Below are 22,228 nucleotides of genomic sequence, written 5' to 3'. Positions count from 1 at the left end.
AAGGCGAAGGCGATCTGGGGGGACGAGGACGAATGATCAGCACCCCGGATCGCCGTCATGCTGTCGAGCTGATCAATGAGGCGCGCAACGCTGGTGCCCGTCTCGAGCCCGCCTGCGAGGTCCTGGGCATCACGCCCCGGCCCCATCAGCGCTGGACCCGTGATGGCGAACTCCGGGAGGATCAGCGCCCTTTTGCCGAGCGGCCGGTGCCCACCAATGCCCTGACGGCGGCTGAGGAACAGGAGATCCTTGATGTGTGCCACCGGCCGGAATTCGCCAACCTGCCACCCGACCAGATCGTCGTGCGGCTGCTGGACGAGGAAAGCCGCTACATCGCCTCGGTATCGACGTTCTACCGGGTATTGCGACGGCATCACGAGGTCGTCCACCGCGGGCGTGCCAGAGCACCGAGGCACCACGCCAGGCCCACGACCTACCACGCGACCGGTCCCAATCAGACCTGGTCCTGGGATTGCACCTGGCTCGGTGGACCGATCAAGGGTGAGCATTACTACCTGGTGATGATCCTCGATATCTTCAGCCGCAAGATCGTTGGCTGGGAGGTCTTCCTGGCCGAGTCAGCGCTCAACTCGCGCACCGTCATCGAGCGGGCCGTGCTGGCCGAGAAGGTGGTCAACCAGCCGCTGGTGCTGCATGCCGACAACGGCAGCCCGTTCAAGGGCGCTACGCTGCTGGAGAAGCTGCACGACCTCAACATCACGCCGTCCTACAGCCGGCCACGGGTCAGTAACGACAACCCCTACTCCGAGGCGGCGCTCCGTACATGCAAGTACCGGCCGGATTACCCGGTGGACGGCTTTGCCAGCGTCGGTGAGGCACGGCAATGGGTGCAGGGCTTCGTCCACTGGTACAACCATGAGCACCGCCACAGCGGCATCCGCTTCGTGATACCGGGCGAGCGCCATGCGCGCCAGGACAAGGCCATCCTGACGCGGCGTCACGCACTGAACTTGGCGGCCCGCAAGGCCAACCCAGCGCGCTGGAGCGGCAAGACCCGCAACTGGGCGCCTATCGAAACCGTTTCGCTCAATCCGGAGCGGGAACCCGAAGTCACGCTGGTTGAACCAGAAAAACAGGCGGCGTGACAATGATCAGACACGACAACTTTCTTGACATCTACCGGCCGAGCCGGAAAGCTGGTCTCCCACACCACCACCGAACCGGTGACCACCAAGACGGTCATCGAAGCGTTCGACCAGTTTGTGGTCCAGAAAGACCCGGATACCTTTGCCGTCGTGGTGCTCGACAATGCCAGCATGCATCGCTCCAAAAACTTCAGGCGGAAGGTAGTGGATTGGATGTCGCATCGTGGCACCTGATTTACCTATCGGCTTATTCGCCGGAGCTGAACCTGATTGAGATTCTGTGGCGCCAAGTCAAGTATGCCTGGTTGCCACTGACTGCCTACGAAAGCTTCGCAACATTATGCAGCGAGGTAAAGCGGATCCTATCAGACTACGAAAAGGAATATGCGATTAGTTTTGCAAAGGTACTTATATCGCTGGATGGCGGCCTGCTCGTCGCTGGACAGGCCAACGCTGTCGAGTTCTGCCCGTTACTGGTTGAGCCGCTCTTCCGATTCGGTAAGTTGCCTTTTCAGCTCCGGCGCACTAACATCTCACTGCCCAAGAATTGCTAGCGCCTTGATTTTACCAGCTCACAGCCTCGAAGCAAGAATATTGGAGACATTGCATTTTTAATCTTTCAGTTGCAAACCTAACTTCCCCCAAGGCTGCGGCAGATGGATCTTACCAGTGAATAAAGGCTGCTAGAACGTAGCGCACGGACACTATTCTTTCTTGAGCGAAGATAAATGGAACATAGTTTATGCAGCACCCTGTGGCGCCATAATCCCACACAACTCCCACTCTCAAGCGCTTCCATCATACCCACATCATGGCAATCTTTATGAGGAGAGCTTCTATTCTTTTTGAATTTTTTTAATTGAGACAAGGAAATAAACCGGATGCCATCAATCTGAAAATGCCAGTCAGGATTGGTAATCAATTCCTGCTTACTCAAGCAATGGTAAAAAAGATGACTATCTTGTGACTCGATCCCCCGCATTGAAAACTTCTCCTCACCAAGTGCCAGATAATCAATATCATCAGCCTTTCTCAAACCATATATCTCCAACACAATACTGGAGGCCAGAACAACTTCATCGCACTTAAACTCGTTTATCCTCATGAATTCCCTGAAAGATTCAAGCCTAGCAGCGGTGCCTGAAAACCTGTCTGGCCGGGCATACTCCAGAAAATGTCTGGCATTAATATTCAGCAGCCAAAGAGCAAGCCGACTGGCCTCATCTTCCATGAGTATCGACCAGTTCCCTATGCTAGAAATGGATCCAGTGGGGTCCAGCTGTGCCAATGACACCGGTGTGATTATCTGCAGTTCCAGTGTTGCGGATTCTCGCGGCAGGACGATGCCGGCAAACCGCGCCAGGTTACTCCGGAACCGGGGTGTGAGTGCTATCCGCTCTTGATAGACTGCCTTGCCGGATGGCACCTCTTTCTCTACGTTCGGGAGAGGGGAAAGATCTTCCGAGAGAGAGCGAAGCGCCATATGGTAGGGGGCTTCAGGGGCTTGAAAGCATGAAAGTATACTGTGCTGATTTGCTTGATGACTCACATGCTGACTACGAGCAGTCTTTCCATGCATAGCGAATCTCTCTCGAATCTGTCAATGGCTATCTGAACTGACCCACTAGCGGCCAGTACTATTGGACCACTTCATCCTCATCTCGATAGACCGGGAGTTCTCGGCGAAAATTTGCCACCAGGCCGGGGGTTATGGGCTCGATATCCACCAAGTGGTCAATGTCCGGCGCGTCGGCCTGGTAATCGATGTGCCCTCCCGGCGCCATGGCACACCCGGTCAGGCTACCGGCCATTGAGGAAGGGAAGTATCCAGGTGCGCCTGAGTAGAGGGGCCATAACGGTATCCTTATCTCATGTCATGGGCATGAGACGCTGTCATTGTCGATCCATACCATGCTTCCTACGTCCAGCCACGCTACCGCCCTGGAGTGTTGCCATGGCATTCTCCAAAGCCGCACACTTCATCTTGGATGGCCAAGCCTTAACGCTCCAATCAGCCGGTCGACCCTGTCTGATAGCTACAAAAGTAAAGATTCTGCATACACAAGATTACATAGTGAGCCGATTTCTGCGCACCTTATTTTTCTCGTGTTCTTTTTGGGAGGAAGTCATGTGAGAGCTGGAGCCGGGAGCATCATCGATGCTCGGCATAGCCGGATGAAGACTGCACCGCCGGGTCTTGAGCTCGTGGATGAAAGCAGCGCCATCCATCTCAGGCGGTTACGCATAAAAACGCCGGTCGAGGTCGACCGGCGCGGTTGAAGAACGTAATACTCGATTGCCTAGAACACCCGATTGAGCCCGTTCTGGGCGGCCACCCGGTAGGCCTCGGCCATGGTGGGATAGTTGAAGGTGGTGTTGACGAAGTACTTGAGGGAGTTGGCCTCGCCCTGCTGCTGCATGATCGCCTGGCCGATGTGGACGATCTCCGAGGCCTGGTCGCCGAAGCAGTGGATGCCGTAGATCGCCAGGCTGTCCTGGTCGAAGAGGATCTTCAGCATGCCCACGGTATCGCCGGTGATCTGGGCCCGCGCGGTATCCTTGAAGAAGGCCTGGGCCACCTCGTAGGGCACCTTCGCCTCGGTGAGCTCGCGCTCGGTGCGACCGAAGGAGCTGATCTCGGGGATGGTGTAGATGCCGGTCGGCACCTCGCTGACGAAGCGATACTCACGCTCGAGCAGTTCGTCGCAGGCGTTGACCCCCTGGTCGTAGGCGGCACTGGCCAGGCTCGGCCAGCCGATCACGTCACCGGCGGCGTAGATGTGCGGGATGGCGGTACGGTAGTGGTCGTCGACCTGAAGCTGGCCGCGACCGTTGGCCTCCAGGCCGATGCTCTCCAGGCCCAGCTGGTCGGTGTTGCCGGTACGGCCGTTGGCCCACAGGAAGGCGTCGGCACGCAGCCGCTTGCCCGACTTGAGGTGTACGGTGACACCAGACTCATCACCCTCGACCCGTTCGTACTCCTCGTTGTGGCGGATCAGCACCCCGTGCTTGCGCAGGTGATAGGAGAGCGCATCGGAGATCTCGTCGTCGAGGAAGGAGAGCAGGCTGTCGCGGTTGTTGATCAGGTCGACCTTGACGCCGAGCCCCGAGAAGATCGAGGCGTACTCGCAGCCGATCACCCCGGCACCGAAGATGATCAGGGTGCGCGGCGTATGATTCAGGCTGAGAATGGTGTCTGAGCAGTAGATGCGCGGATGGCGGAAGTCGATATCCCCCGGCCGATAGGGGCGTGAGCCGGTGGCGATGATGACCTTCCGGGCGACCAGTTCCTCCATGCCCTCGTCATTGCCGCGCACCAGCAGGGTATGCTCGTCCTTGAAGCGGGCGACGCCGCTGAACAGGTCGATGCGATTGCGCGCATAGAAGTTGGTGCGCATCGCCACCTGCTGGTCGATGGTGGCACGGGATCGCTCCATCACGCGGGGAAAGGAGAACCAGCGCGGCTCGCCGATGTCGCGGAACATGCGGTTGGTGTTGAACTGCATGATCTGCTTGACCTGGTGGCGCAACGCCTTGGACGGGATGGTGCCCCAGTGGGTGCAGTTGCCCCCTACCGTAGGCTGCTTCTCGACCACCGCCACCCGCCTGCCGTGCTTGGCGGCGTTGATCGCGGCACTCTCGCCCGCGGGGCCGGTCCCGATCACCACCACGTGATAGTTATGGACTGCCATGGACTCTCGCGTCTCCTTGTTCCCTTGAAAGGCGCAAGCCGCAAGCCGCCACCGAGCTAGTCAGCGACAATGGTTTTGCTTATCGCTTACAGCTTCAAGCTTACGGCTCCGGCCGAAGCCCGGTCAGCGCTTGGTGGCGTCATAGCCGAGATCGGCGCCGCGGCTCTCGTCGCTACGGCGGCGGGCACTGCCCTGGCGCTTGCGGTTCTCTTCCTCGCAGACCTCGTCCTTGCCGCCGCAGACCTCGCAGCCCTCCTTGAGGCCAAGCTGGTTGAGCCCGCCGCAGGAGCCGGCGATCGGCTTGCGGCCGAGGATCACCCCGACCGCCATGGCGGCCATGATCAGCAGCATGAAGCCCAGAACGATAAGCCAGATGGTCATGTGTGCTCTCCCTTCGACGACTCCTCGAGGTACGCTTCGAGTGCCGAGCCATGATGAATTTCAATACCTTGTGATGTTAGGACAACGATGCGCACCGCACGCTCCGCGGCCTGCGCAACCGCCTCGGGGCCGGCCGTCATCAGCTCGCGGGCCTGACGGTCGGCCTCGAGGGCCGTGGGCGCCACCACGCTGACCGCAAGAAGTCGGCTGACCGAGAGGAGCCCTCCCGGCTCACCACCCTCGATGATCCACTGGCCCGCACCGTCCCGGGCATCGAGGTGAACCAGGGCGGCGTCGCCGAGCCTGAGCCACGACGTCCCCTGCTCCGGAAGACCGGGCCGGTCGAGGGCCAGTCGCCAGGGGCGCCCGCCCGTCTGCCCCCGGGTACGCACCACCCCGCCCAGCTCCAGCATGGCATGCTCGATGCCGCGGTTCTCGAGCAGCGCATCGAGCCGGTCGACCGCCAGTGCCCGGCTCATCTGCAGCAGAGAATCCGCCAGCGGGTCGTCATCGTTCGCCGCCCCGGAAAGCAGCGCTCGACGGGCCTGACGCAACGGCACCAGCAGCCGCGCCAGGTCCTGTTCGAGGTTGACCAGTTCACCTTGGATGCCGGCCACCAGACGCTCGCGAGCTCCCTCGTCCAGGTCGGCATGCAGGGTGATGTGGTAGCCGGTACCGAGGGCCGTGCCCTCGAACTGGTGAAGCGGTGACTGGCTGCGGCATCCGACCAGCAGCGTCACCGGCAGCAACAGGGCCAACAGAAAGAGGGCCGGCCCGCAGGCCGGCCCCTTGTTTCGCCTTGCGGCGAGGAAGCTCATCCGCCGAAGTCGTCCAGCAGGATGTTCTCGGGCTCGACGCCCAGGTCGAGCAGCATCTTGATCACCGAGGCGTTCATCATGGGTGGCCCGCACATGTAGTACTCGCAGTCCTCGGGGGCCGGATGGTCCTTGAGGTAGTTCTCGTAGAGGACATTGTGGATGAAGCCGGTCGGGCCGTTCCAGTTGTCCTCGGGCTGCGGGTCGGAGAGCGCCAGGTGCCACTCGAAGTTGTCGTACTCCTCGGCCAGCTTGTCGTACTCGTCGTTGTAGAAGGTCTCACGCCAGGAGCGCGCACCGTACCAGAACGAGATCTTGCGCTTCGTCTTGAGCCGCTTGAGCTGGTCGAAGATGTGGCTGCGCATCGGCGCCATGCCGGCACCGCCGCCGACGAAGACCATCTCGGCGTCGGTGTCCTTGGCAAAGAACTCGCCGAAGGGCCCCATCACGGTGACCTTGTCGCCCGGCTTCAGGCTGAAGACGTAGGTCGACATCAGGCCCGGCGGGTGATTGGTGTTGGGCGGCGGGGTGGCGATGCGGATGTTGAACTTGAGGATGCCCTTCTCTTCCGGGTAGTTCGCCATGGAGTAGGCGCGGATGACTTCCTCGTTGTTCTTGTGGGAGAGCTTGAACAGATCGAACTTCTCCCAGTCGCCCCGATACTCCTCCTCGATGTCGAAGTCGGAGAACTTGATGTCGTAGGGCGGGGCCACCAGCTGCACGTAGCCGCCGGCACGGAAGGCCACTTCCTCGCCCTCGGGCAGCTTGAGGTTGAGCTCCTTGATGAAGGTGGCCACGTTGGGGTTGGCGATGACCTCGCATTCCCACTGCTTGACGCCGAAGACCTCCTCGGGCACCTCGATCTTCATGTCCTGCTTCACCGGCACCTGGCAGGAGAGCCGCCAGCCCTCCTTCTTCTCGCGCAGGGTGAAGTGGGACTCCTCGGTGGGCAGGATGGCGCCACCGCCCTCCTCCACGCGGCACTTGCACTGGGCACAGGAGCCGCCTCCGCCGCAGGCGGAGGAGAGGAAGATGCCGTTGGCGGCCAGCGTATTGAGCAGCTTGCCGCCGGCCTGGGTGGTCAGGGTGTGTTCGGGATCACCGTTGACCTCGATGGTCACGTCCCCGGTACTGACGAGCTTGCTGCGGGCAGCCAGGATCACCAGAACCAGGCCGATGACGACCAGGGTGAACATGACCACACCGAGCAAGATGACTGTTGTATCAACCATGTCGGTTTCCTATTGCTTGACGTTGTCTGATTCCCGGCGGCAAGGGTCACCGCCGGGACAGCACGACCGGCTTCAGAGCTGGATGCCCGAGAAGGACATGAAGCCCAGCGACATCAGGCCCACGGTGATGAAGGTGATGCCCAGCCCCTGCAGGGAGCCGGGAACGTCGCTGTACTTGAGCTTCTCGCGGATTCCCGCCAGGGCGGTGATGGCCAGTGCCCAGCCGACCCCGGAACCGAAGCCGTAGACCACGGCCTCGCCGAAGTTGTAATTGCGCTCGACCATGAACAGCACCCCCCCGAGGATGGCGCAATTCACGGTGATCAGCGGCAGGAACACGCCCAGGGCGTTGTAGAGCGCCGGCACATACTTGTCGAGGAACATCTCGAGGATCTGCACCAGGGCGGCGATCACGCCGATGTAGCTCAGGTAGCCGAGGAACGACAGATCGATGTTCTCGGCACCGCTGATGCCGGTCCAGGTCAGGGCCCCCTCGGACAACAGGAAGGTGTAGATCAGATTGTTGACCGGTACGGAAATGGTCAGCACCACGATGACGGCAATGCCGAGGCCGAAGGCCGCGGAGACCTTCTTGGACACCGCCAGGAAAGTGCACATGCCCAGGAAGAACGCCAGGGCCAGGTTCTCGACGAAGACCGAGGCGACGAACAGGCTGATATAGTGTTCCATGTTACACGGCCTCCTTCGGTTCGGTGTTGTGCTTCATCTTGAACTCGCTCTCCTCGATCTGCTCCGGGTTCAGCGTGCGAAGCACCCAGATGATCAGGCCGATGATGAAGAACGCCGAGGGCGGCAGCAGCAACAGGCCGTTGGGCACGTACCAGCCGCCATCCTGCACGGCCTGCAGCACGGTGAAGCCGAACACGCTGCCGGAACCAAACAGTTCACGCACGAAGCCGACGGTCATCAGGATGAAGCCGTAGCCGAGGCCGTTGCCGATGCCGTCCAGGAAGGACAGGCCCGGGGTATTGGTCATGGCGAAGCCTTCGGCGCGCCCCATCACGATACAGTTGGTGATGATCAGGCCGACGAACACCGAGAGCTGCTTGGACATCTCGTAGGCATACGCCTTGAGGATCTGATCCACCACAATCACCAGCGAGGCGATGATGGTCATCTGCACGATGATGCGGATCGACGACGGGATATGGTGCCGGATCAGCGACACGAACAGGTTCGAGAAGGCCGTGACGAAGATCACCGCACAGGCCATGACCAGCGACACGCTCATGCTGGTGGTCACCGCCAGCGCGGAGCAGATGCCGAGCACCTGCAGCGCGATGGGGTTGTTCTTGAAGACTGGCGTCGTCAGGACGCCCTTGGGAGTAGCGGCTGACATGATCAGGCTCCTTCAGCTTCGAGTTCGGCATCGGCGTCCCGAGCGTCTTCCTGCTCGTTGCCGCTGCGGAATTTCGCCAGGTACTCGCCGAAACCTTCCGGGCTCAGCCAGAACTGCAGCATGTTGGTGACGCCGTTGCTGGTCAGGGTGGCACCGGACAGGGCATCGACCTCGTTCTCGTTGCTGGCGCCGCCCTTGGTCAGGTGAATGGCCGGGGCCGGGTCACCCTCAGCGTCGAAGATCTGCTTGCCTTCCCACTGGGCCTGCCAGCGCGGGTTGTTGACCTCGGCTCCCAGTCCGGGCGTCTCGCTGTGCTCGTAGTAGGTGATGCCGACGATGGTGTTGCCGTCACCCTCTACGGACAGGAAGCCACGCATCAGCCCCCACAGGCCCTGGCCACGGATCGGCAGGATGATCTGCTCGGGATCCTCCTCGTCACCTACCAGATAGACGGTGGTGTAGTTCTCCACGCGGGTCAGGCCGGCGGGATCGCGCTCCCCGGACAGGGTACGCGAGGCGGCCGGGTCACGGCGTGCCTCGAAGCCGTCGTAGGTGGCCGCGTCGAACTCGTCGGTGTACTCGCCGGTGCGCATGTCCACCACCCGCGGGATGACGGCCGACTCGAACACCGCATTCACGTCCATGCCCGGTTCGTAGAGGTTGGCCACGCTGAGGATGTTGGTCTTGCGGTCTAGCTCCTGGTTGAGCTGCTGCAGGGGGCGCAGCGCCACCGCAGCCGTCGAGACGATGACCGAACACACGATGCAGAGTGCGAACGCCACCCCCAGGATCTTCTTGATGGAGTTATTGCTCTGTGCCATCAGGCAGTCTCCTCGGCCGGCACACCGGTGCGCTGCAGGCGGCGCTTGATGTTGGCCTGTACAAAGAAGTGGTCGATGAGCGGGGCGAACAGGTTGGCGAACAGGATCGCCAGCATGATGCCTTCGGGGAATGCCGGGTTGACCACACGGATCAGCACGGTCATCACGCCGATCACCACACCGAAGATCAGGCGGCCCGGGTTGGTCATCGAGGCGGACACCGGGTCGGTGGCCATGAACACCATGCCGAAGGCGAAGCCGCCGATCACCAGGTGCCAGTACCAGGGCATGGCGAACATCGGATTGCTGTCGGAGCCGACCAGGTTGAACAGCGCACTGGTCGCCACCATGCCGAGGAAGGTCCCCAGCATGATTCGCCAGGAGGCGATCTTGGTCCACAGCAGCACCGCCGCGCCGATCAGGATGGCGAGCGTCGACACCTCGCCCATCGAGCCGGGAACGAAGCCGATGAAGGCGTCCCACCAGCTGTACTGGCTGGTCAGGGCGGCCATGTTCTCCTGGAAGGCGATGGAGAGCGGCGTCGCGCCGGTGAAGCCGTCGGCCGCCACCCACACTGCGTCACCGGAGATCTGGGCCGGGTAGGCGAAGTAGAGGAAGGCACGACCGGTCAGCGCCGGGTTGAGGAAGTTCTTGCCGGTGCCGCCGAAGATCTCCTTGCCGATCACCACACCGAAGGTGATGCCGAGCGCCACCTGCCACAGCGGGATGGTGGCCGGCAGGATCAGGGCATAGAGCACGGAGGTGACGAAGAAGCCCTCGTTGACCTCATGGCCGCGCTTGACGGCGAACAACACCTCCCAGAAGCCACCCACCACGAAGGTCACCAGGTAGATCGGCAGGAAGTAGGTCGCGCCGAGCACGAAGTTGGCCCACAGGCTGTCGGGGTTGTGGCCGCTGGCGAGGATCATCATGATCGCCTCGCGCCAGCCGTCCATGGAGGCGAAGCCGTCGGCGATGGCCATGTTGGACTGCCAGCCGGCGGCCCACATGCCGAACAGCATGGCCGGGAAGGTGCACAGCCACACGGTGATCATGATGCGCTTGAGGTCGATACCATCACGCACGTGGGCGGTGGTCTTGGCCACGTTGGGCGGCGAGTAGAAGATGGTGTCTACCGCCTCGAAGAGCGGGTAGAACTTCTCGTACTTGCCGCCCTTGTGGAAGTGCGGCTCGAGATTGTCGAGTGTCTGTCGGATCGCCATCATCAGGCCTCTTTCTCGATCATGGTGAGGTTGTCGCGCAGGATGGGACCGTATTCGTACTTGCCGGGGCACACATAGGTGCACAGGGCCAGGTCCTCTTCATCCAGTTCCAGACACCCGAGTTGCATGGCCGTCTCGATGTCACCGACGATCAGCGAGCGCAGCAGCTGGGTGGGCAGGATGTCCAGTGGCATCACCTCCTCGTAGGTCCCCACCGGCACCATGGCCCGCTCGGAACCGTTGGTCGAGGTGGTCGGCGCATAGTGCTTGAGGCCGGTGAACTTCGACAGGTAGATCCCCAGGACCGAGTGGCGGTGGGCGCCAAGCGACATCCAGCCCATGAAGACGCGCTTGTTGCCCTCTTCCAGCAGGCTGAACTGGCTGTGGAAGCGCCCCAGGTAGCGCAGGCTGCCCTCGCAGGTAAAGCCCGAGAAGACCGAGCCGGAGATGACGCGGGTGCCATCGGGGTCGATCACCTCACCGGCCAGCAGTTCTTCGGTGCTGGCGCCGATGCGGGTACGCAGCAGGCGCGGCTTTTCGGCGCGCGGCCCCCCCACGGCGACGACCCGGTTCATGTCCAGCTTGCCTTCGGCGAAGAGCTTGCCGAAGGCGATCACGTCCTGGTAGCCGATATGCCAGACACGCTTGTGCAGCGCGACCGGCGAGAGGTAGTGGATATGGGTGCCCACCAGACCGGCCGGATGCACACCACCGAAGGTCTCGACCTGGACCCCCTTGACGTCGCCGCCCGGAATGCGGGCACCGGGAGCGGTGCACAGATAGACCTTGCCCTCGGTCAAGCGGGCCAGGACCTTGAGGCCGTCCTCGAAGGCCTGCGGCTGCTCGTTGATGATCTCGGCCGGGTCGGCGCACAGTGGATGGGTGTCGACGGCGGTGACGAAGATGTCCGCCGGCACGCCGTCGAGGGCCGGGGTGCGCGAGTACGGGCGGGTGCGCAGCGCGGTCCACAGGCCGGACTCGACCAGCTGGTCGACCACGGCCTGGCGCTCCAGGCCCTCGAGCTTGTCACGGCCATGGGCGGCGAACTCGACCGCCTCCTCGTTCTCGTCGACCTTGATCACCACCGACAGCAGCTTGCGCTTCTCGCCACGGTTGATTGCCACGATCTCGCCGGCGGCAGGCGCGGTGAAGCGCACGCCTTCGATCTTCTTGTCGGTGAAGAGCAGCTGGCCCAGCTTGACTCTATCCCCCTCCCGGACCTCCATGGTCGGCTTCATGCCGACGTAGTCGGTACCCAGGATCGCCACGTGACGTACCGGGCGCGCATCCTCGATGCGCTGCTCGGGCGCCCCCGTGATGGGGAGATCCAGGCCTTTCTTGACTTCGATCATAGTCTCGCCCAGTTGATGGATCGGATATACGAAGGAAAGGGGTTCGAATGGAATCGAATTCTTGTGGTGTCAGTACGTTACCAGTCAGGCCCGAGGCAAGCTCGGACCACCCCGAAAAATCCTCGGTATTATAAAGACAAGCCTGGGTGATGACCACCTGCCTGAAGGTCGCAGACGATGCCCGGAGGCAAGTGAAAAATTGTCGCAGACTGTGGAATCTGCGTTGAAATCGACGACGAACAGCCGGTTCGGCGGGAGGCAGGAGCGCCCGAGACGGCACGCCGCCCCTTCGCTCGAGGGGGCGGCGCGGTCAGGACTTACGACCGGGAGCGGGGCAGCTTGAGGAATTTCACGTTGGAGACGTGCTGCAGGATGCGCACGACCTGGCAGCTGTAGCCGAACTCGTTGTCGTACCAGACGTAGAGCACGGCATGCTTGCCGTTGGCGATGGTGGCCTTGGCATCGACGATGCCGGCATGGCGGTTGCCGACGAAGTCCGAGGAGACCACCTCGGGCGAGTCGACGTAGTCGATCTGCTTCTGGTAGGCCGAATCGATCGACATGCGACGCAGGTAGTCGTTGAGCGCCTCGGCGTCGGTCTCCTTCTCCAGGGTCAGGTTGAGGATCGCCATGGAGACGTTGGGCGTCGGCACGCGAATGGCGTTGCCGGTCAACTTGCCGGAGAGCTCCGGCAACGCCTTGGCCACGGCCTTGGCGGCGCCGGTCTCGGTGAGCACCATGTTGAGCGGCGCGCTGCGGCCGCGGCGATCGCCCTTGTGGTAGTTGTCGATCAGGTTCTGGTCGTTGGTGTAGGCGTGCACCGTCTCCACATGGCCGTTGGCGATGCCGTACTCGTCGCTGAGCACCTTGAGCACCGGCACGATGGCGTTGGTGGTACAGGACGCCGCCGACAGGATGCGATCGTCCTGGCTGATGTCGCCGTCGTTGATGCCGAAGACGATGTTCTTGACATCGCCCTTGCCCGGGGCGGTCAGCAGCGCCTTGGCGACGCCCTTGCACTGCAGGTGCTGGCCCAGGCCCGCCTCGTCGCGCCAGATACCGGTGTTGTCCACCACCACGGCGTTGTCGATACCATAGGCGGTGTAGTCCACGTCGGTCGGCGAATCGGCGTAGATCACCTGGATGACGTTGCCGTTGGCGGTGATGGTGCGCGCCTCGGGGTCGACCTGGATGGTGCCGTCGAAGGGGCCGTGCACGGAGTCGCGGCGCAGCAGGCTCGCCCGCTTCTCGAGGTCCTTGGCGATGTCGCCGCGGCCCCGCACGACGATGGCCCTCAGGCGCAGCAGGTTGCCGCCACCGGCCTTCTCGACCAGCACCCGGGCCAGGATGCGCCCGATGCGGCCGAAGCCGTAGAGCACCACGTCCTTGGGCTCGCCGTTGCTGCCGTTGGGGTCGTGGGCATCGACGATCTCGGCGAGCTCCTCGCGCAGGAAGGCCAGGGCGTCACCGCCGCCGCGCTTCTTGAAGGCCACGCCCAGCTTGCCCACGTCGACGTGGGCCGGGCCCAGGTTGAGCTGGGTCATCGCCTGGACAAGCGGGAAGGTGTCCAGCACGGAGAGTTCGGTCCCCTCGATCTTCCGCACATAGCGATGGTCCTTCAGGATGCGGATCACCGAGCGGTTGAACAGCGAGCGCCCGTAGAGGGTCGTGACCACGTTGTTGCGACGGTAGAGGCTGCCGATCAGCGGGATCATCTGCTCGGCGGTCGCCTGGTTGTCATGCCATGCCTGGAAGACGGTATCGAGGGGTTGCTCACTCACGGGAAGCCTCTCTGATGGTGTAAAGGGGTCGTCGTCATTATCGGGGGGCCGTCCGCCCGGGGCAATCGCAGTATGGTCGCAGCCGCTGTAGGGGGATTACAGGAAACGGCGTTTGACTACAAGCGCGCGTCATGGGGCTGGTATGATGGTCCCGGAATCCAGCTGAAACCACTGCGGGAGGGGTTCGTGCCTCACCGCCACCCAGCCGAAGAGACCATGCCGAACTTCTCGCCGCTCGACCCCCCGAGGCCACAGGGCCTGCGCGACACCCTCTACTGGCAGACGCCCCCCGGCAGCGCCAGCGCCCTCGCCCTGGCCCGACTGGCCAGCGATGCGCCGCTGCTGGTGGTCACCGCCGACACCGCCCAGGCCCAGCGCCTGGAGAACGACCTGCGCTTCTACGCCCGGCTGCCGGTACTGCCCTTTCCCGACTGGGAGACCCTGCCCTACGACAGCTTCTCGCCCCACCAGGACATCGTCTCGGCCCGGTTGCGGACCCTGCGCCTGCTGCAGGACGGCGAGCACGGCATCGTGCTGGTGCCGATCAATACCCTGATGCAGCGGCTGCCGCCGGTGGAGTACATCGCCGGGCGGGTGCTGACCCTGGAGGTGGGCATGCGCCTCGATCGGGAAGGCTTCCGCGAGAGCCTGTCCCGGGCCGGCTACCGCGCCGTGGAGACCGTCTTCGAACCCGGCGAATACGCCCTGCGTGGCGCCCTGATCGATCTCTTCCCCATGGGCAGCGAGACCCCGCTGCGCATCGACCTGTTCGACGACGAGGTCGACACCCTGCGTCGCTTCGACCCGGACAGCCAGCGCAGCCAGGACAAGGTCGAGCGCGTCGAGCTGCTGCCGGCCCACGAGTACTCGCTGTCGCGCTCGGCCATCGCCTGCTTCCGCGAGGGCTTCGAGACCCTGTTCGACGTCGACCCGCGCCAGTGCCCGCTCTACGTGGACGCCCTCAAGGGCATCCCCTCCCCCGGCCTGGAGCAGTACCTGCCGCTGTTCTTCGAACGGACGGCGACCCTGTTCGAGCACCTGGCCGAGGGCACCCGGGTGGCCCTGCTGCCCGGTGTTCGCGAGGCCGCCGAACACCACTGGGCGTCCATCGAGAGCCGTTTCGAGAACCTCGGCGTCGACCCCACCCGACCGCTTCTGCCCCCCCATCGCGCCTTCGTCCCGGTGGCCGAGGTGTTCGGCGCCATCAAGCGCCACCCGCGGGTGGCGCTGACCGACGACGCCGACCATCGCCATGCCCACCTGCCCCGGGCGAAGGCGGCGCCCGCCGTGGCGGTCGACGCCCGGGCCAGGCAGCCGCTCGCCGCCCTCGAGACCTTCCTCGCCGAGCACGTCGACAGCCGGGTGCTGTTCGTCGCCGAGTCACGCGGGCGACGCGAGGCGATGGAGGAGACCCTGGCCCCGCTGCACCTGGCCCTGCCCCATGTAGAGGGCTTCGACACCTTCCTCGCGGGCGAGACGCGCCTGGCGATCACCGAGGGCGAGATCGACGCCGGCCTGTGGCTGACCGCGCCGGATCTTGCCGTGATCAGCGAGACCGAGCTGTTCGGCGAGGTGGTGCGCCAGAGCCGCCGGCGCGAGAAGGCCACCGACGACAACGAACTGGCGATCCGCCACCTCTCCGAGCTGCGCCCGGGCGCCCCGGTGGTGCACCAGGCTCACGGGGTGGGGCGCTACCAGGGGCTCGAGACCCTCCAGGCCGGCGGCCAGGCCGCCGAGTTCGTCTCCCTGGAGTATGCCGACGGCGCCCGCCTCTACGTGCCCGTCGACAGCCTGCACCTGATCTCCCGCTACGCCGGGGTCGACGACGAGCTGGCCCCGCTGCACCGGCTCGGCTCCGACCAGTGGGACAAGGCGCGGCGCCGCGCCGCCGAGAAGATCCGCGACACCGCCGCCGAGCTGCTCGATATCTACGCCCGCCGCGAGGCCCGCGAGGGCTTCGCCTGTGCGCCGCCGGATATCGAGTACGCCCGCTTCGCGGCCAATTTCCCCTTCGAGGAGACGCCGGACCAGCGCGCCGCCATCGCCGCCGTGCTCGGGGACATGACCGCGCCGCGGCCCATGGACCGGGTGGTGTGCGGCGATGTGGGCTTCGGCAAGACCGAGGTCGCCATGCGCGCCGCCTTCCTCGCCGTGCACTCGGGTCGCCAGGTGGTGGTGCTGGTACCCACCACCCTGCTCGCCCGTCAGCACTTCGAGAACTTCCGCGACCGTTTCGCCGACACCGCGGTGAACATCGAGCTGATCTCCCGCTTCACCGAGGGCAAGGGGCAGGCCGCCTCCCTCAAGCGCATCGAGGGCGGCCAGGCGGACATCGTCATCGGCACCCACAAGCTGCTGTCGAAGTCGATGAAGCTGCCCAACATGGGCCTGCTGGTCATCGACGAGGAGCACCGCTTCGGGGTGGCCCAGAAGGAGCGCCTCAAGAGCCTGCGGGCGGAGGTGGACATCCTGACCATGACCGCCACGCCGATCCCGCGGACCCTGAACATGGCCATGAGCGGCATCCGGGACCTCTCGATCATCGCCACGCCGCCCGCCCGGCGCCTGTCGGTGAAGACCTTCGTCCAGCAGCGCGACGAGGCGGTGATCAAGGAGGCCCTGCTGCGCGAGATCCTGCGCGGCGGCCAGGTCTACTTCCTGCACAACGAGGTCAAGACCATCGAGACCGCCGCCAGCAAGGTACGCGAACTGGTGCCCGAGGCGCGGGTCGGGGTCGCCCACGGTCAGCTGCCCGAGCGGGCACTGGAGCGGGTGATGTCGGACTTCTACCACAAGCGCTTCAACGTGCTGGTCTGCTCCACCATCATCGAGACCGGCATCGACGTGCCCAGCGCCAACACCATCGTCATCGAGCGCGCCGACAAGTTCGGCCTGGCCCAGCTGCACCAGCTGCGTGGCCGGGTCGGGCGCAGCCACCACCAGGCCTACGCCTACCTGCTGGCGCCTCCGCCGCGGGCCATGACCCGGGATGCCGTCAAGCGCCTGGAGGCCATCGCCGGGGCCGAGGAGCTCGGCGCGGGCTTTACCCTGGCCAGCCACGACATGGAGATCCGCGGCGCGGGCGAACTGCTCGGCGAGGAGCAGAGCGGACAGATGGAGGCCATCGGCTACGGGCTCTACATGGAGATGCTCGACCGGGCGGTGAAGGCGATTCGCGCCGGCAAGACCCCCAACATCGAGGCGCCCCTCGACGAGGGCGTCGAGATCGGCCTGAACCTGCCGGCATTGATTCCCGATGACTACCTGCACGACGTGCAGCAGCGCCTGGTGATGTACAAGCGCATCGCGAGCGCCGCGAACGAGGCCGAACTCAAGGAGCTGCAGGTGGAGATGGTCGACCGCTTCGGCCTGTTGCCAGTCCCGGTGAAGACCCTGCTGCGCCAGACGCGACTGCGCCAACGCGCCGAGAAACTCGGCATCGTGCGCCTCGAGGCGGGGCCGGAGAAGGGCCGGGTGATCTTCGGCGGCCAGACCCGGGTCGACCCCCTGACCCTGGTCGAGCTGATCCAGGGCGCGCCCGACCGCTACCGCCTCGATGGCGCCGACACCCTGCGCTTCGAGGCGAACATGGAGAAGGCAGAGGCGCGCTTCCAGGCGGTGGAGCAACTGCTCGAGGCCCTCAACCGCAAGGCCGAGGCGGCCTGAACGAGATTTTCCCGTGGCGAACCGCTGCGCCATAGGGCATTCTATACTGTTAGCCAAGCGGAACATCGCAGCCTGATCCCTGACACTGCCGGCAAGGACACCGGCGTGTCGTGACAACCGTCATGTACGGCAACGGACACTTGGCCGTCCGCCCGGACGACAGCACTACGAGATAATGACGTCGATGAAACCTTCAAGACTGGCCAGCCACTCGGCGATGGGCCTCCTGACCCTGGGCCTGACCGCCGCCCTGGCGGCCGCCATGCTCCCCAGCACCGCCCTCGCCGAGGAGGCGGAGCCGGTGCGCGGCCACTATCCGCTGCCCGAGACCGGCAACGTGATCGGCGAGGTCTATACCGTCACGGTCGAGGAAGGCGACACCCTGATCGACCTAGCCCGCGAGCACAACGTGGGCTACGAGGCGATCCGCATGGCCAACCCGGATGTCAGCCTCTGGGCGCCCTTCGCCGGTACCGAGGTGGTCATTCCGAACCGCCATATCCTGCCCGACGCCCCTCACGAGGGCATCGTGATCAACCTCTCCGAGTTGCGGCTCTACTACTACTCGGGCGAGGACGTGGTCGAGACCTACCCGATCAGCGTGGGCCGTGACGGCTTCGCCACGCCGGTGGGCGTGACGAAGACCACCGTCAAGGTCGAGGATCCGGCCTGGTCGCCGCCGCGCTCCATGCGCGAGGAGGCGGCGGCCAGGGGGGAGCCGGTGCCCAGCGTGGTGCCCCCGGGCCCGGACAACCCCCTGGGCCGTCATGCCATCCTGCTCGGCCTGCCGAGCTACCTGATCCACGGTACCAACAAGCCCGACGGCGTCGGCATGCGCGCCAGCCGCGGCTGCATTCGCATGTTCCCCGAGGACATCGAGTCGCTCTACGAGCGGGTGCCGAGCGGTACCAAGGTGAACATCGTCGACCAGCCCTTCAAGGCCGGCTGGTCGGAGGATGGCGAGCTCTACGTCCAGTCCTTCCCGCAACTGGAGGAGAACGAGGGCACTTTCGAGCCGTTTCTCAACGCCATCGAGGTGGTGACCCGCGCCTTCGGCGAGGAGCAGCCCCCGATCGACTACGCCATGCTGCGCGGCGTGGTGGAGAGCCCCGATGGCAGCGTGGTCTCCCTGCTGCGCGAGGCCGAGGAGGAGCCCACGCCGGCTGCCCCATCGCGCGAGGAGGCCAATGGGCTGTTCCAGGAACTGGAGATCACGGCCCTGGTCGGCCGGCCGAACTGACCACGGCCAGGCAGGTTTCGCCCCCGAGACCGACAGGGCAGCAACGAGAAAACCCCGCCGAGGCGGGGTTTTCTCGTACTGCAGAACCGCCTGCCATCCATGGATGGAGGCGGCACTCCGGCAGAATTACTTCTGCATGGAGCGCTGGAACATGCGGTTCATCTCCTCACGGTTCTGCTCGGACATCTGCAGAGCCGCCTGGGCGTCACGCTGCGCCTGGTTGGCAGTGTTCTGGGCCTGGGTGGCAATGCTACGAGCTTCAGCGGCGTCGGCCTGGGCGGCCTCGGCAGTCTGACGCACTTCTTCCAGAGCGCTGTTGGAAGCACAGCCGGCCAGGATGGCCAGGGAGGCAGCAGCGGCGGTCAGCTTCAGGGTGGTCTTCAGAGTCATGGTGTTCTCCTTGAGTCTTCCTTGGGTAGTGCGTTGGTGATGCCTGAGATCAGGCTTCCTGCTCATGCAGGATTTTCTTGCAGCGACTTCTGCTGCGAAGCACAGGAGTCAAACGCTGTTTTATTATACACAACGGCGCTTGTCCATAGCCAGGAACGTCCCTTGCGCAGGTAAAGCCTAGCGGATCACGACGCGAGTGCCAATGTCGATCAACTCCGCCAGCCGCTCGATCTGGGCATCGGTCACCGCCACACAGCCCTGGGTCCAGTGGAAACGGCTATGGATGTCGGGGTCGCCCTTGCCGATTCCATGGATACCGATGAACCCCCCCAGGGCCGTCTGCTGCGGGGGATGGCCGCGACGGCGATAGTAGTCGAAATAGTCGTCGTAGTCCTGCTGGGTGTAGATCCCCGACTCCAGCGCCATGCGTGCATGGGAGGGCGTCGGATAATCGATACCGATGAAGATGTGCCAGTCGCTCTCGCGGTTGAAACGGTTGACGCGGAATTCACCGAGCGGGGTCGCGTTATCGCCTCTCGTCCGCTGGGTCCTGGCCCCGCCACGACCCAGGGAGATCGGGGCGAAGCGCTCGAGTTGGGCATTGCCACGATAGACGGTCAGGGTGGCGTCGCGGTCGTCGACCAGCACCCAGAGTTCGTCGGGGTACTCCGGCAGATGGGCACGGGACAGCATGGTCTCGATCAGGTCGGCCCGGGCGATATCCGCCCCAAGCAGCGTGAACGGAGCGCTCAGCGCCATCAGGGTGAAGCGGCGGCGAGACAAGGGGGTCATCGGGTGGTTCTCGACAGCGTTGAATGACAGGTCGGGCGGCCAAGCGTGACCGAGCCGAACGAAACGGAAATTGATGTCGTTATAACGCACTCCGCCCTCCCCCTGCCAGGTGTTCTCCCTCAACGCAGCGCCCTGCCCCTGCCCACCCCAGCCGGGCCGCGTTGGCGACCACGCTCAGCGAGCTCAGCGCCATGGCCAGCACGGCGACCTGGGGCGGGATCACCATCCAGGCCGCCAGGCCCAGGGCCAGGGCGTTGTAGAGTACCGACAGCAGCAGATTCTGGCCCATCACCCGGCGAGTGGCCCGAGCGATGTCGATGGCCTCGCGCACGCCGCCGGGGCCCGGGCGCAGCAGCAGGATGGCGGCGGCATCGCGGGCCGCCGTACTGGCTCCGAGGGGCGCCACCCCCACGCTGACGGCCGCCAGCGCCGGGGCGTCGTTGATGCCATCGCCGACATGCAGCGAAGGCCGCGGCAGTGCCGCCACCAGGGCGCGCTTCTGCTCGGGGGATCGCCCGGCGAAGCAGGCCGACGCGGCCAGGCCCAGCTCGGCACCCAGGCGCCGCACCAGGCAAGGACGATCGCCGCTGACCAATGCCAGGAGCACCCCCTCGTCACGCAGGGACGCCAGCAGCGGTGCAGCCGAGGGATCCGGGGCATCGGCCAGCCACAGGCTGCCGAGCCAGTGGCGCCCGCGGGCCAGGTCGACCCGGGTGCAGGCCGGATCGTCGGCCATGTCCGCCGGCGGCGAGATGCCGAGCTCGGCGAGCCAGGCGGGCGAGCCGATACGCAGGGTACGCTCCTCCCCTTCCCCCGGCCTCGGCGGTGCCAGCCAGGCGATACGGCCACGCCCGGCTCGCTCCTCGACCCGCCAGGGCGCCTCGTCCGGCAACACACCCCGTTCCAGCGCCCGGTGGCGAATCGCCCGGCCCGCCGGATGCTCGCTGCCCCACTCCAGCCGGGCAGCCAGCCGCAGCAACGCCACTTCCGTCCCCCCCGGGGCGGGGTGCAGCGCCGTGACCGTCAGCTCGCCCAGGGTCAGGGTGCCGGTCTTGTCGAAGGCCACCGCTTGCAGCCGGCCGGCCAGCTCCAGGGCCGCCGGGTCGCGGAACACCACGCCCCGCTCCAGGCCCCGGGCACTGCCCGCCAGGCTGGCCAGGGGCAGGGCCAGCCCCACCGCACAGGGGCAGGCCACCACCAGCACCGCGAGCGAGCGCACCAGGGCCTCCTCCGCCGGCATACCGGCCGCCAGCAATGCCCCCAGGGTGGCCAGCGACAGCCCGAGGGCCAGCGGCGAGAGCCAGGCCGCGAAGCGCTCGGCCAGCACCCGCCGCTGGCCCTTGGCGGCCTGGTGCCGCCGCATGTCGCGGTAGAGCCTGTCCATGCGACACTCCCCGGCCCGGGCCGTGACCGCCAGGGTCAGGGCATCGCCACGGTTGCGGCCGCCGGCCATCACCCGGTCACCGCGCGTCAGCCGTTGCGGCCGACTCTCGCCGGTGAGCGGCGAGAGATCGAGTCGGGCCCCGGCATCGAGCAGCACGCCATCCAGGGGCACCTGCTCCCCGGCCGCCACCTGGAGCCGCTCCCCGATGGCCACCGCCTCGAGCGGCACGCGGGCCGTACCCGACTCGCGCAGCACCGTGACCTCCACCGGGGTCGGCGCCAGCCCCTCCAGTGCCCTGAGGCTGCGGTAGCGGGCCAGGGTCTCGATCCAGCGCCCGGCCAGCAACAGCAGGATCAGCATCACCGCGGTATCGAAGTAGACCTCTGCCGAACCACGCCACAGCAGCCACAGCGAGACCGCCAGGGCAGCGGCGACCCCCAGCGACACCAGGGCGTCCATGCCGGGCCGGCCGGCACGCAGGGTCCGCCAGGCGGCCACGTAGAAGGGCACGCCGGCATGCAGCACCACGGGCACGGCGAAGGCGCCGGAGACCAGCGCCAGCACCCGCTCGAGCCGCGGCTCGGGCAGTGCTCCCGCATAGATCAGCAGCGACGCCAGCAGGCTCCACATGCCGAACAGCGCCGCCACCAGCAGCCGTCCGGTCAGACGGCGGCTCTCGGCATCCAGGCGCGCCTCGGCATCCTGCACCGATTCCAGCGCCCGTAGCCGGTACCCCAGGCGCGCCACCGGTGGCGCCAGGCGCTCGACGCCGATGGCCTCGGGCGCGCCCGCCACCCACAGGGTCGCACTGGCGTAGTCGATGCCCACCCGCCTTACGCCCGGCAGGCGGCCCAGGCGGTGCTCGATGGCCAGGGCGCAGCCGCTGCACCACAGGCCCTCCAGCGAGTAGAGCGCTTCGTCGCTCGAGGCAACGACGTCGGAGCAAGGAGCGGCCCGGGGAGTGGCGATCGACGGCATGGGGCGTCACCTCGC

At 65.1% G+C, this 22,228-nt stretch carries 17 protein-coding genes and 1 pseudogene; 4 read left to right on the top strand and 14 right to left on the bottom strand.

All coding sequences use genetic code 11. From position 1 onward, the window contains the following. The first annotated feature begins 32 nt into the window (after positions 1-32). Both MKP05_RS11845 and MKP05_RS11840 read left to right on the top strand, forming a co-directional pair. Positions 33-1,106 carry an IS3 family transposase gene (locus MKP05_RS11845; protein ID WP_240568454.1) on the top strand — a complete coding sequence of 358 codons (1,074 nt, stop codon included), beginning with the start codon at positions 33-35 and terminating at the stop codon, positions 1,104-1,106. A gap of 39 nt (positions 1,107-1,145) precedes the next feature. Continuing rightward, a pseudogene (locus MKP05_RS11840) lies at positions 1,146-1,504 on the top strand (transposase); the annotation flags it as partial. Between the two features lie 233 nt (positions 1,505-1,737). On the opposite strand, the gene MKP05_RS11835 reads toward MKP05_RS11840, so the two are convergent. The 11 genes from MKP05_RS11835 to MKP05_RS11785 all read right to left on the bottom strand — a co-directional run bounded on the left by MKP05_RS11835 (position 1,738) and on the right by MKP05_RS11785 (position 13,763). Then, positions 1,738-2,685 carry a hypothetical protein gene (locus MKP05_RS11835; RefSeq protein ID WP_240568453.1) on the bottom strand — a complete coding sequence of 316 codons (948 nt, stop codon included), beginning with the start codon at positions 2,683-2,685 and terminating at the stop codon, positions 1,738-1,740. A 721-nt stretch (positions 2,686-3,406) separates the two neighbouring features. After that, a complete protein-coding gene (gene sthA / locus MKP05_RS11830; protein WP_240568452.1) occupies positions 3,407-4,798 on the bottom strand; it encodes a Si-specific NAD(P)(+) transhydrogenase in 1,392 nt (463 codons plus the stop codon). 123 nt (positions 4,799-4,921) lie between these two features. Further along, the gene (gene nqrM, locus MKP05_RS11825; RefSeq protein WP_102626092.1) at positions 4,922-5,179 is read right to left on the bottom strand and encodes a (Na+)-NQR maturation NqrM; all 258 of its coding nucleotides are present in this window, start codon (positions 5,177-5,179) and stop codon (positions 4,922-4,924) included. Further along, entirely contained in the window at positions 5,176-5,997 is an 822-nt protein-coding gene (locus MKP05_RS11820) for an FAD:protein FMN transferase (RefSeq protein ID WP_240568451.1), read from the bottom strand. Before MKP05_RS11820 ends, nqrM begins: the two co-directional genes overlap by 4 nt. After that, the gene (nqrF, locus tag MKP05_RS11815) at positions 5,994-7,226 is read right to left on the bottom strand and encodes an NADH:ubiquinone reductase (Na(+)-transporting) subunit F (protein ID WP_240568450.1); all 1,233 of its coding nucleotides are present in this window, start codon (positions 7,224-7,226) and stop codon (positions 5,994-5,996) included. The genes MKP05_RS11820 and nqrF overlap by 4 nt, the downstream gene beginning before the upstream one ends. Before the next feature lie 72 nt (positions 7,227-7,298). Next, positions 7,299-7,916: an NADH:ubiquinone reductase (Na(+)-transporting) subunit E gene (gene nqrE, locus MKP05_RS11810; RefSeq protein ID WP_240568449.1), complete on the bottom strand. Its 618-nt coding sequence runs from the start codon at positions 7,914-7,916 to the stop codon at positions 7,299-7,301. Position 7,917: 1 nt separating this feature from the next. Continuing rightward, positions 7,918-8,586: an NADH:ubiquinone reductase (Na(+)-transporting) subunit D gene (locus MKP05_RS11805; RefSeq protein ID WP_240568448.1), complete on the bottom strand. Its 669-nt coding sequence runs from the start codon at positions 8,584-8,586 to the stop codon at positions 7,918-7,920. Between the two features lie 2 nt (positions 8,587-8,588). Beyond that, complete coding sequence (locus tag MKP05_RS11800) at positions 8,589-9,407, bottom strand: Na(+)-translocating NADH-quinone reductase subunit C (RefSeq protein WP_240568447.1); 819 nt, start codon at positions 9,405-9,407, stop codon at positions 8,589-8,591. Next, positions 9,407-10,633: an NADH:ubiquinone reductase (Na(+)-transporting) subunit B gene (locus MKP05_RS11795; RefSeq protein ID WP_240568446.1), complete on the bottom strand. Its 1,227-nt coding sequence runs from the start codon at positions 10,631-10,633 to the stop codon at positions 9,407-9,409. The genes MKP05_RS11800 and MKP05_RS11795 overlap by 1 nt, the downstream gene beginning before the upstream one ends. Then, positions 10,633-11,982: a Na(+)-translocating NADH-quinone reductase subunit A gene (locus MKP05_RS11790; RefSeq protein ID WP_110283812.1), complete on the bottom strand. Its 1,350-nt coding sequence runs from the start codon at positions 11,980-11,982 to the stop codon at positions 10,633-10,635. Before MKP05_RS11790 ends, MKP05_RS11795 begins: the two co-directional genes overlap by 1 nt. 317 nt (positions 11,983-12,299) lie before the next feature. Beyond that, a complete protein-coding gene (locus MKP05_RS11785; RefSeq protein WP_240568445.1) occupies positions 12,300-13,763 on the bottom strand; it encodes a glyceraldehyde-3-phosphate dehydrogenase in 1,464 nt (487 codons plus the stop codon). 216 nt (positions 13,764-13,979) lie between these two features. On the opposite strand from MKP05_RS11785, the gene mfd reads away from it, so the two are divergent. Then, the gene (mfd, locus tag MKP05_RS11780) at positions 13,980-17,429 is read left to right on the top strand and encodes a transcription-repair coupling factor (protein ID WP_240568463.1); all 3,450 of its coding nucleotides are present in this window, start codon (positions 13,980-13,982) and stop codon (positions 17,427-17,429) included. A gap of 184 nt (positions 17,430-17,613) precedes the next feature. Then, entirely contained in the window at positions 17,614-18,669 is a 1,056-nt protein-coding gene (locus tag MKP05_RS11775) for a L,D-transpeptidase family protein (protein WP_439108986.1), read from the top strand. Positions 18,670-18,795: 126 nt separating this feature from the next. Here MKP05_RS11775 and MKP05_RS11770 read toward each other — a convergent pair whose 3' ends face one another. From MKP05_RS11770 to MKP05_RS11760, 3 genes are all read right to left on the bottom strand, one after another. Next, on the bottom strand, positions 18,796-19,059 hold the full coding sequence (locus tag MKP05_RS11770) for an Lpp/OprI family alanine-zipper lipoprotein (RefSeq protein ID WP_102626103.1): 264 nt from the start codon (positions 19,057-19,059) through the stop codon (positions 18,796-18,798). Between the two features lie 177 nt (positions 19,060-19,236). After that, complete coding sequence (locus MKP05_RS11765) at positions 19,237-19,851, bottom strand: L,D-transpeptidase family protein (RefSeq protein WP_110284026.1); 615 nt, start codon at positions 19,849-19,851, stop codon at positions 19,237-19,239. A 79-nt stretch (positions 19,852-19,930) separates the two neighbouring features. Continuing rightward, the gene (locus tag MKP05_RS11760) at positions 19,931-22,213 is read right to left on the bottom strand and encodes a heavy metal translocating P-type ATPase (RefSeq protein WP_240568444.1); all 2,283 of its coding nucleotides are present in this window, start codon (positions 22,211-22,213) and stop codon (positions 19,931-19,933) included. Positions 22,214-22,228 lie beyond the last annotated feature (15 nt).

The organism is Halomonas flagellata (genome assembly GCF_022487945.1).
In the GTDB taxonomy this organism is placed as follows: Bacteria; Pseudomonadota; Gammaproteobacteria; order Pseudomonadales; family Halomonadaceae; genus Halomonas; species Halomonas flagellata.
This window is presented reverse-complemented; position numbering and strand designations above follow the sequence as displayed.

Coding starts and splice junctions, on each gene's coding strand:
- MKP05_RS11760 (WP_240568444.1), bottom strand. CDS start 22,213: ATGCCGTCGATCGCCACTCCCCGGGCCGCTCCTTGCTCCGACGTCGTT.
- nqrF (WP_240568450.1), bottom strand. CDS start 7,226: ATGGTTGATACAACAGTCATCTTGCTCGGTGTGGTCATGTTCACCCTG.
- mfd (WP_240568463.1), top strand. CDS start 13,980: ATGCCGAACTTCTCGCCGCTCGACCCCCCGAGGCCACAGGGCCTGCGC.
- MKP05_RS11790 (WP_110283812.1), bottom strand. CDS start 11,982: ATGATCGAAGTCAAGAAAGGCCTGGATCTCCCCATCACGGGGGCGCCC.
- nqrE (WP_240568449.1), bottom strand. CDS start 7,916: ATGGAACACTATATCAGCCTGTTCGTCGCCTCGGTCTTCGTCGAGAAC.
- MKP05_RS11765 (WP_110284026.1), bottom strand. CDS start 19,851: ATGACCCCCTTGTCTCGCCGCCGCTTCACCCTGATGGCGCTGAGCGCT.
- sthA (WP_240568452.1), bottom strand. CDS start 4,798: ATGGCAGTCCATAACTATCACGTGGTGGTGATCGGGACCGGCCCCGCG.
- MKP05_RS11775 (WP_439108986.1), top strand. CDS start 17,614: ATGAAACCTTCAAGACTGGCCAGCCACTCGGCGATGGGCCTCCTGACC.
- nqrM (WP_102626092.1), bottom strand. CDS start 5,179: ATGACCATCTGGCTTATCGTTCTGGGCTTCATGCTGCTGATCATGGCC.
- MKP05_RS11800 (WP_240568447.1), bottom strand. CDS start 9,407: ATGGCACAGAGCAATAACTCCATCAAGAAGATCCTGGGGGTGGCGTTC.
- MKP05_RS11805 (WP_240568448.1), bottom strand. CDS start 8,586: ATGTCAGCCGCTACTCCCAAGGGCGTCCTGACGACGCCAGTCTTCAAG.
- MKP05_RS11795 (WP_240568446.1), bottom strand. CDS start 10,633: ATGATGGCGATCCGACAGACACTCGACAATCTCGAGCCGCACTTCCAC.
- MKP05_RS11835 (WP_240568453.1), bottom strand. CDS start 2,685: ATGCATGGAAAGACTGCTCGTAGTCAGCATGTGAGTCATCAAGCAAAT.
- MKP05_RS11770 (WP_102626103.1), bottom strand. CDS start 19,059: ATGACTCTGAAGACCACCCTGAAGCTGACCGCCGCTGCTGCCTCCCTG.
- MKP05_RS11845 (WP_240568454.1), top strand. CDS start 33: ATGATCAGCACCCCGGATCGCCGTCATGCTGTCGAGCTGATCAATGAG.
- MKP05_RS11820 (WP_240568451.1), bottom strand. CDS start 5,997: ATGAGCTTCCTCGCCGCAAGGCGAAACAAGGGGCCGGCCTGCGGGCCG.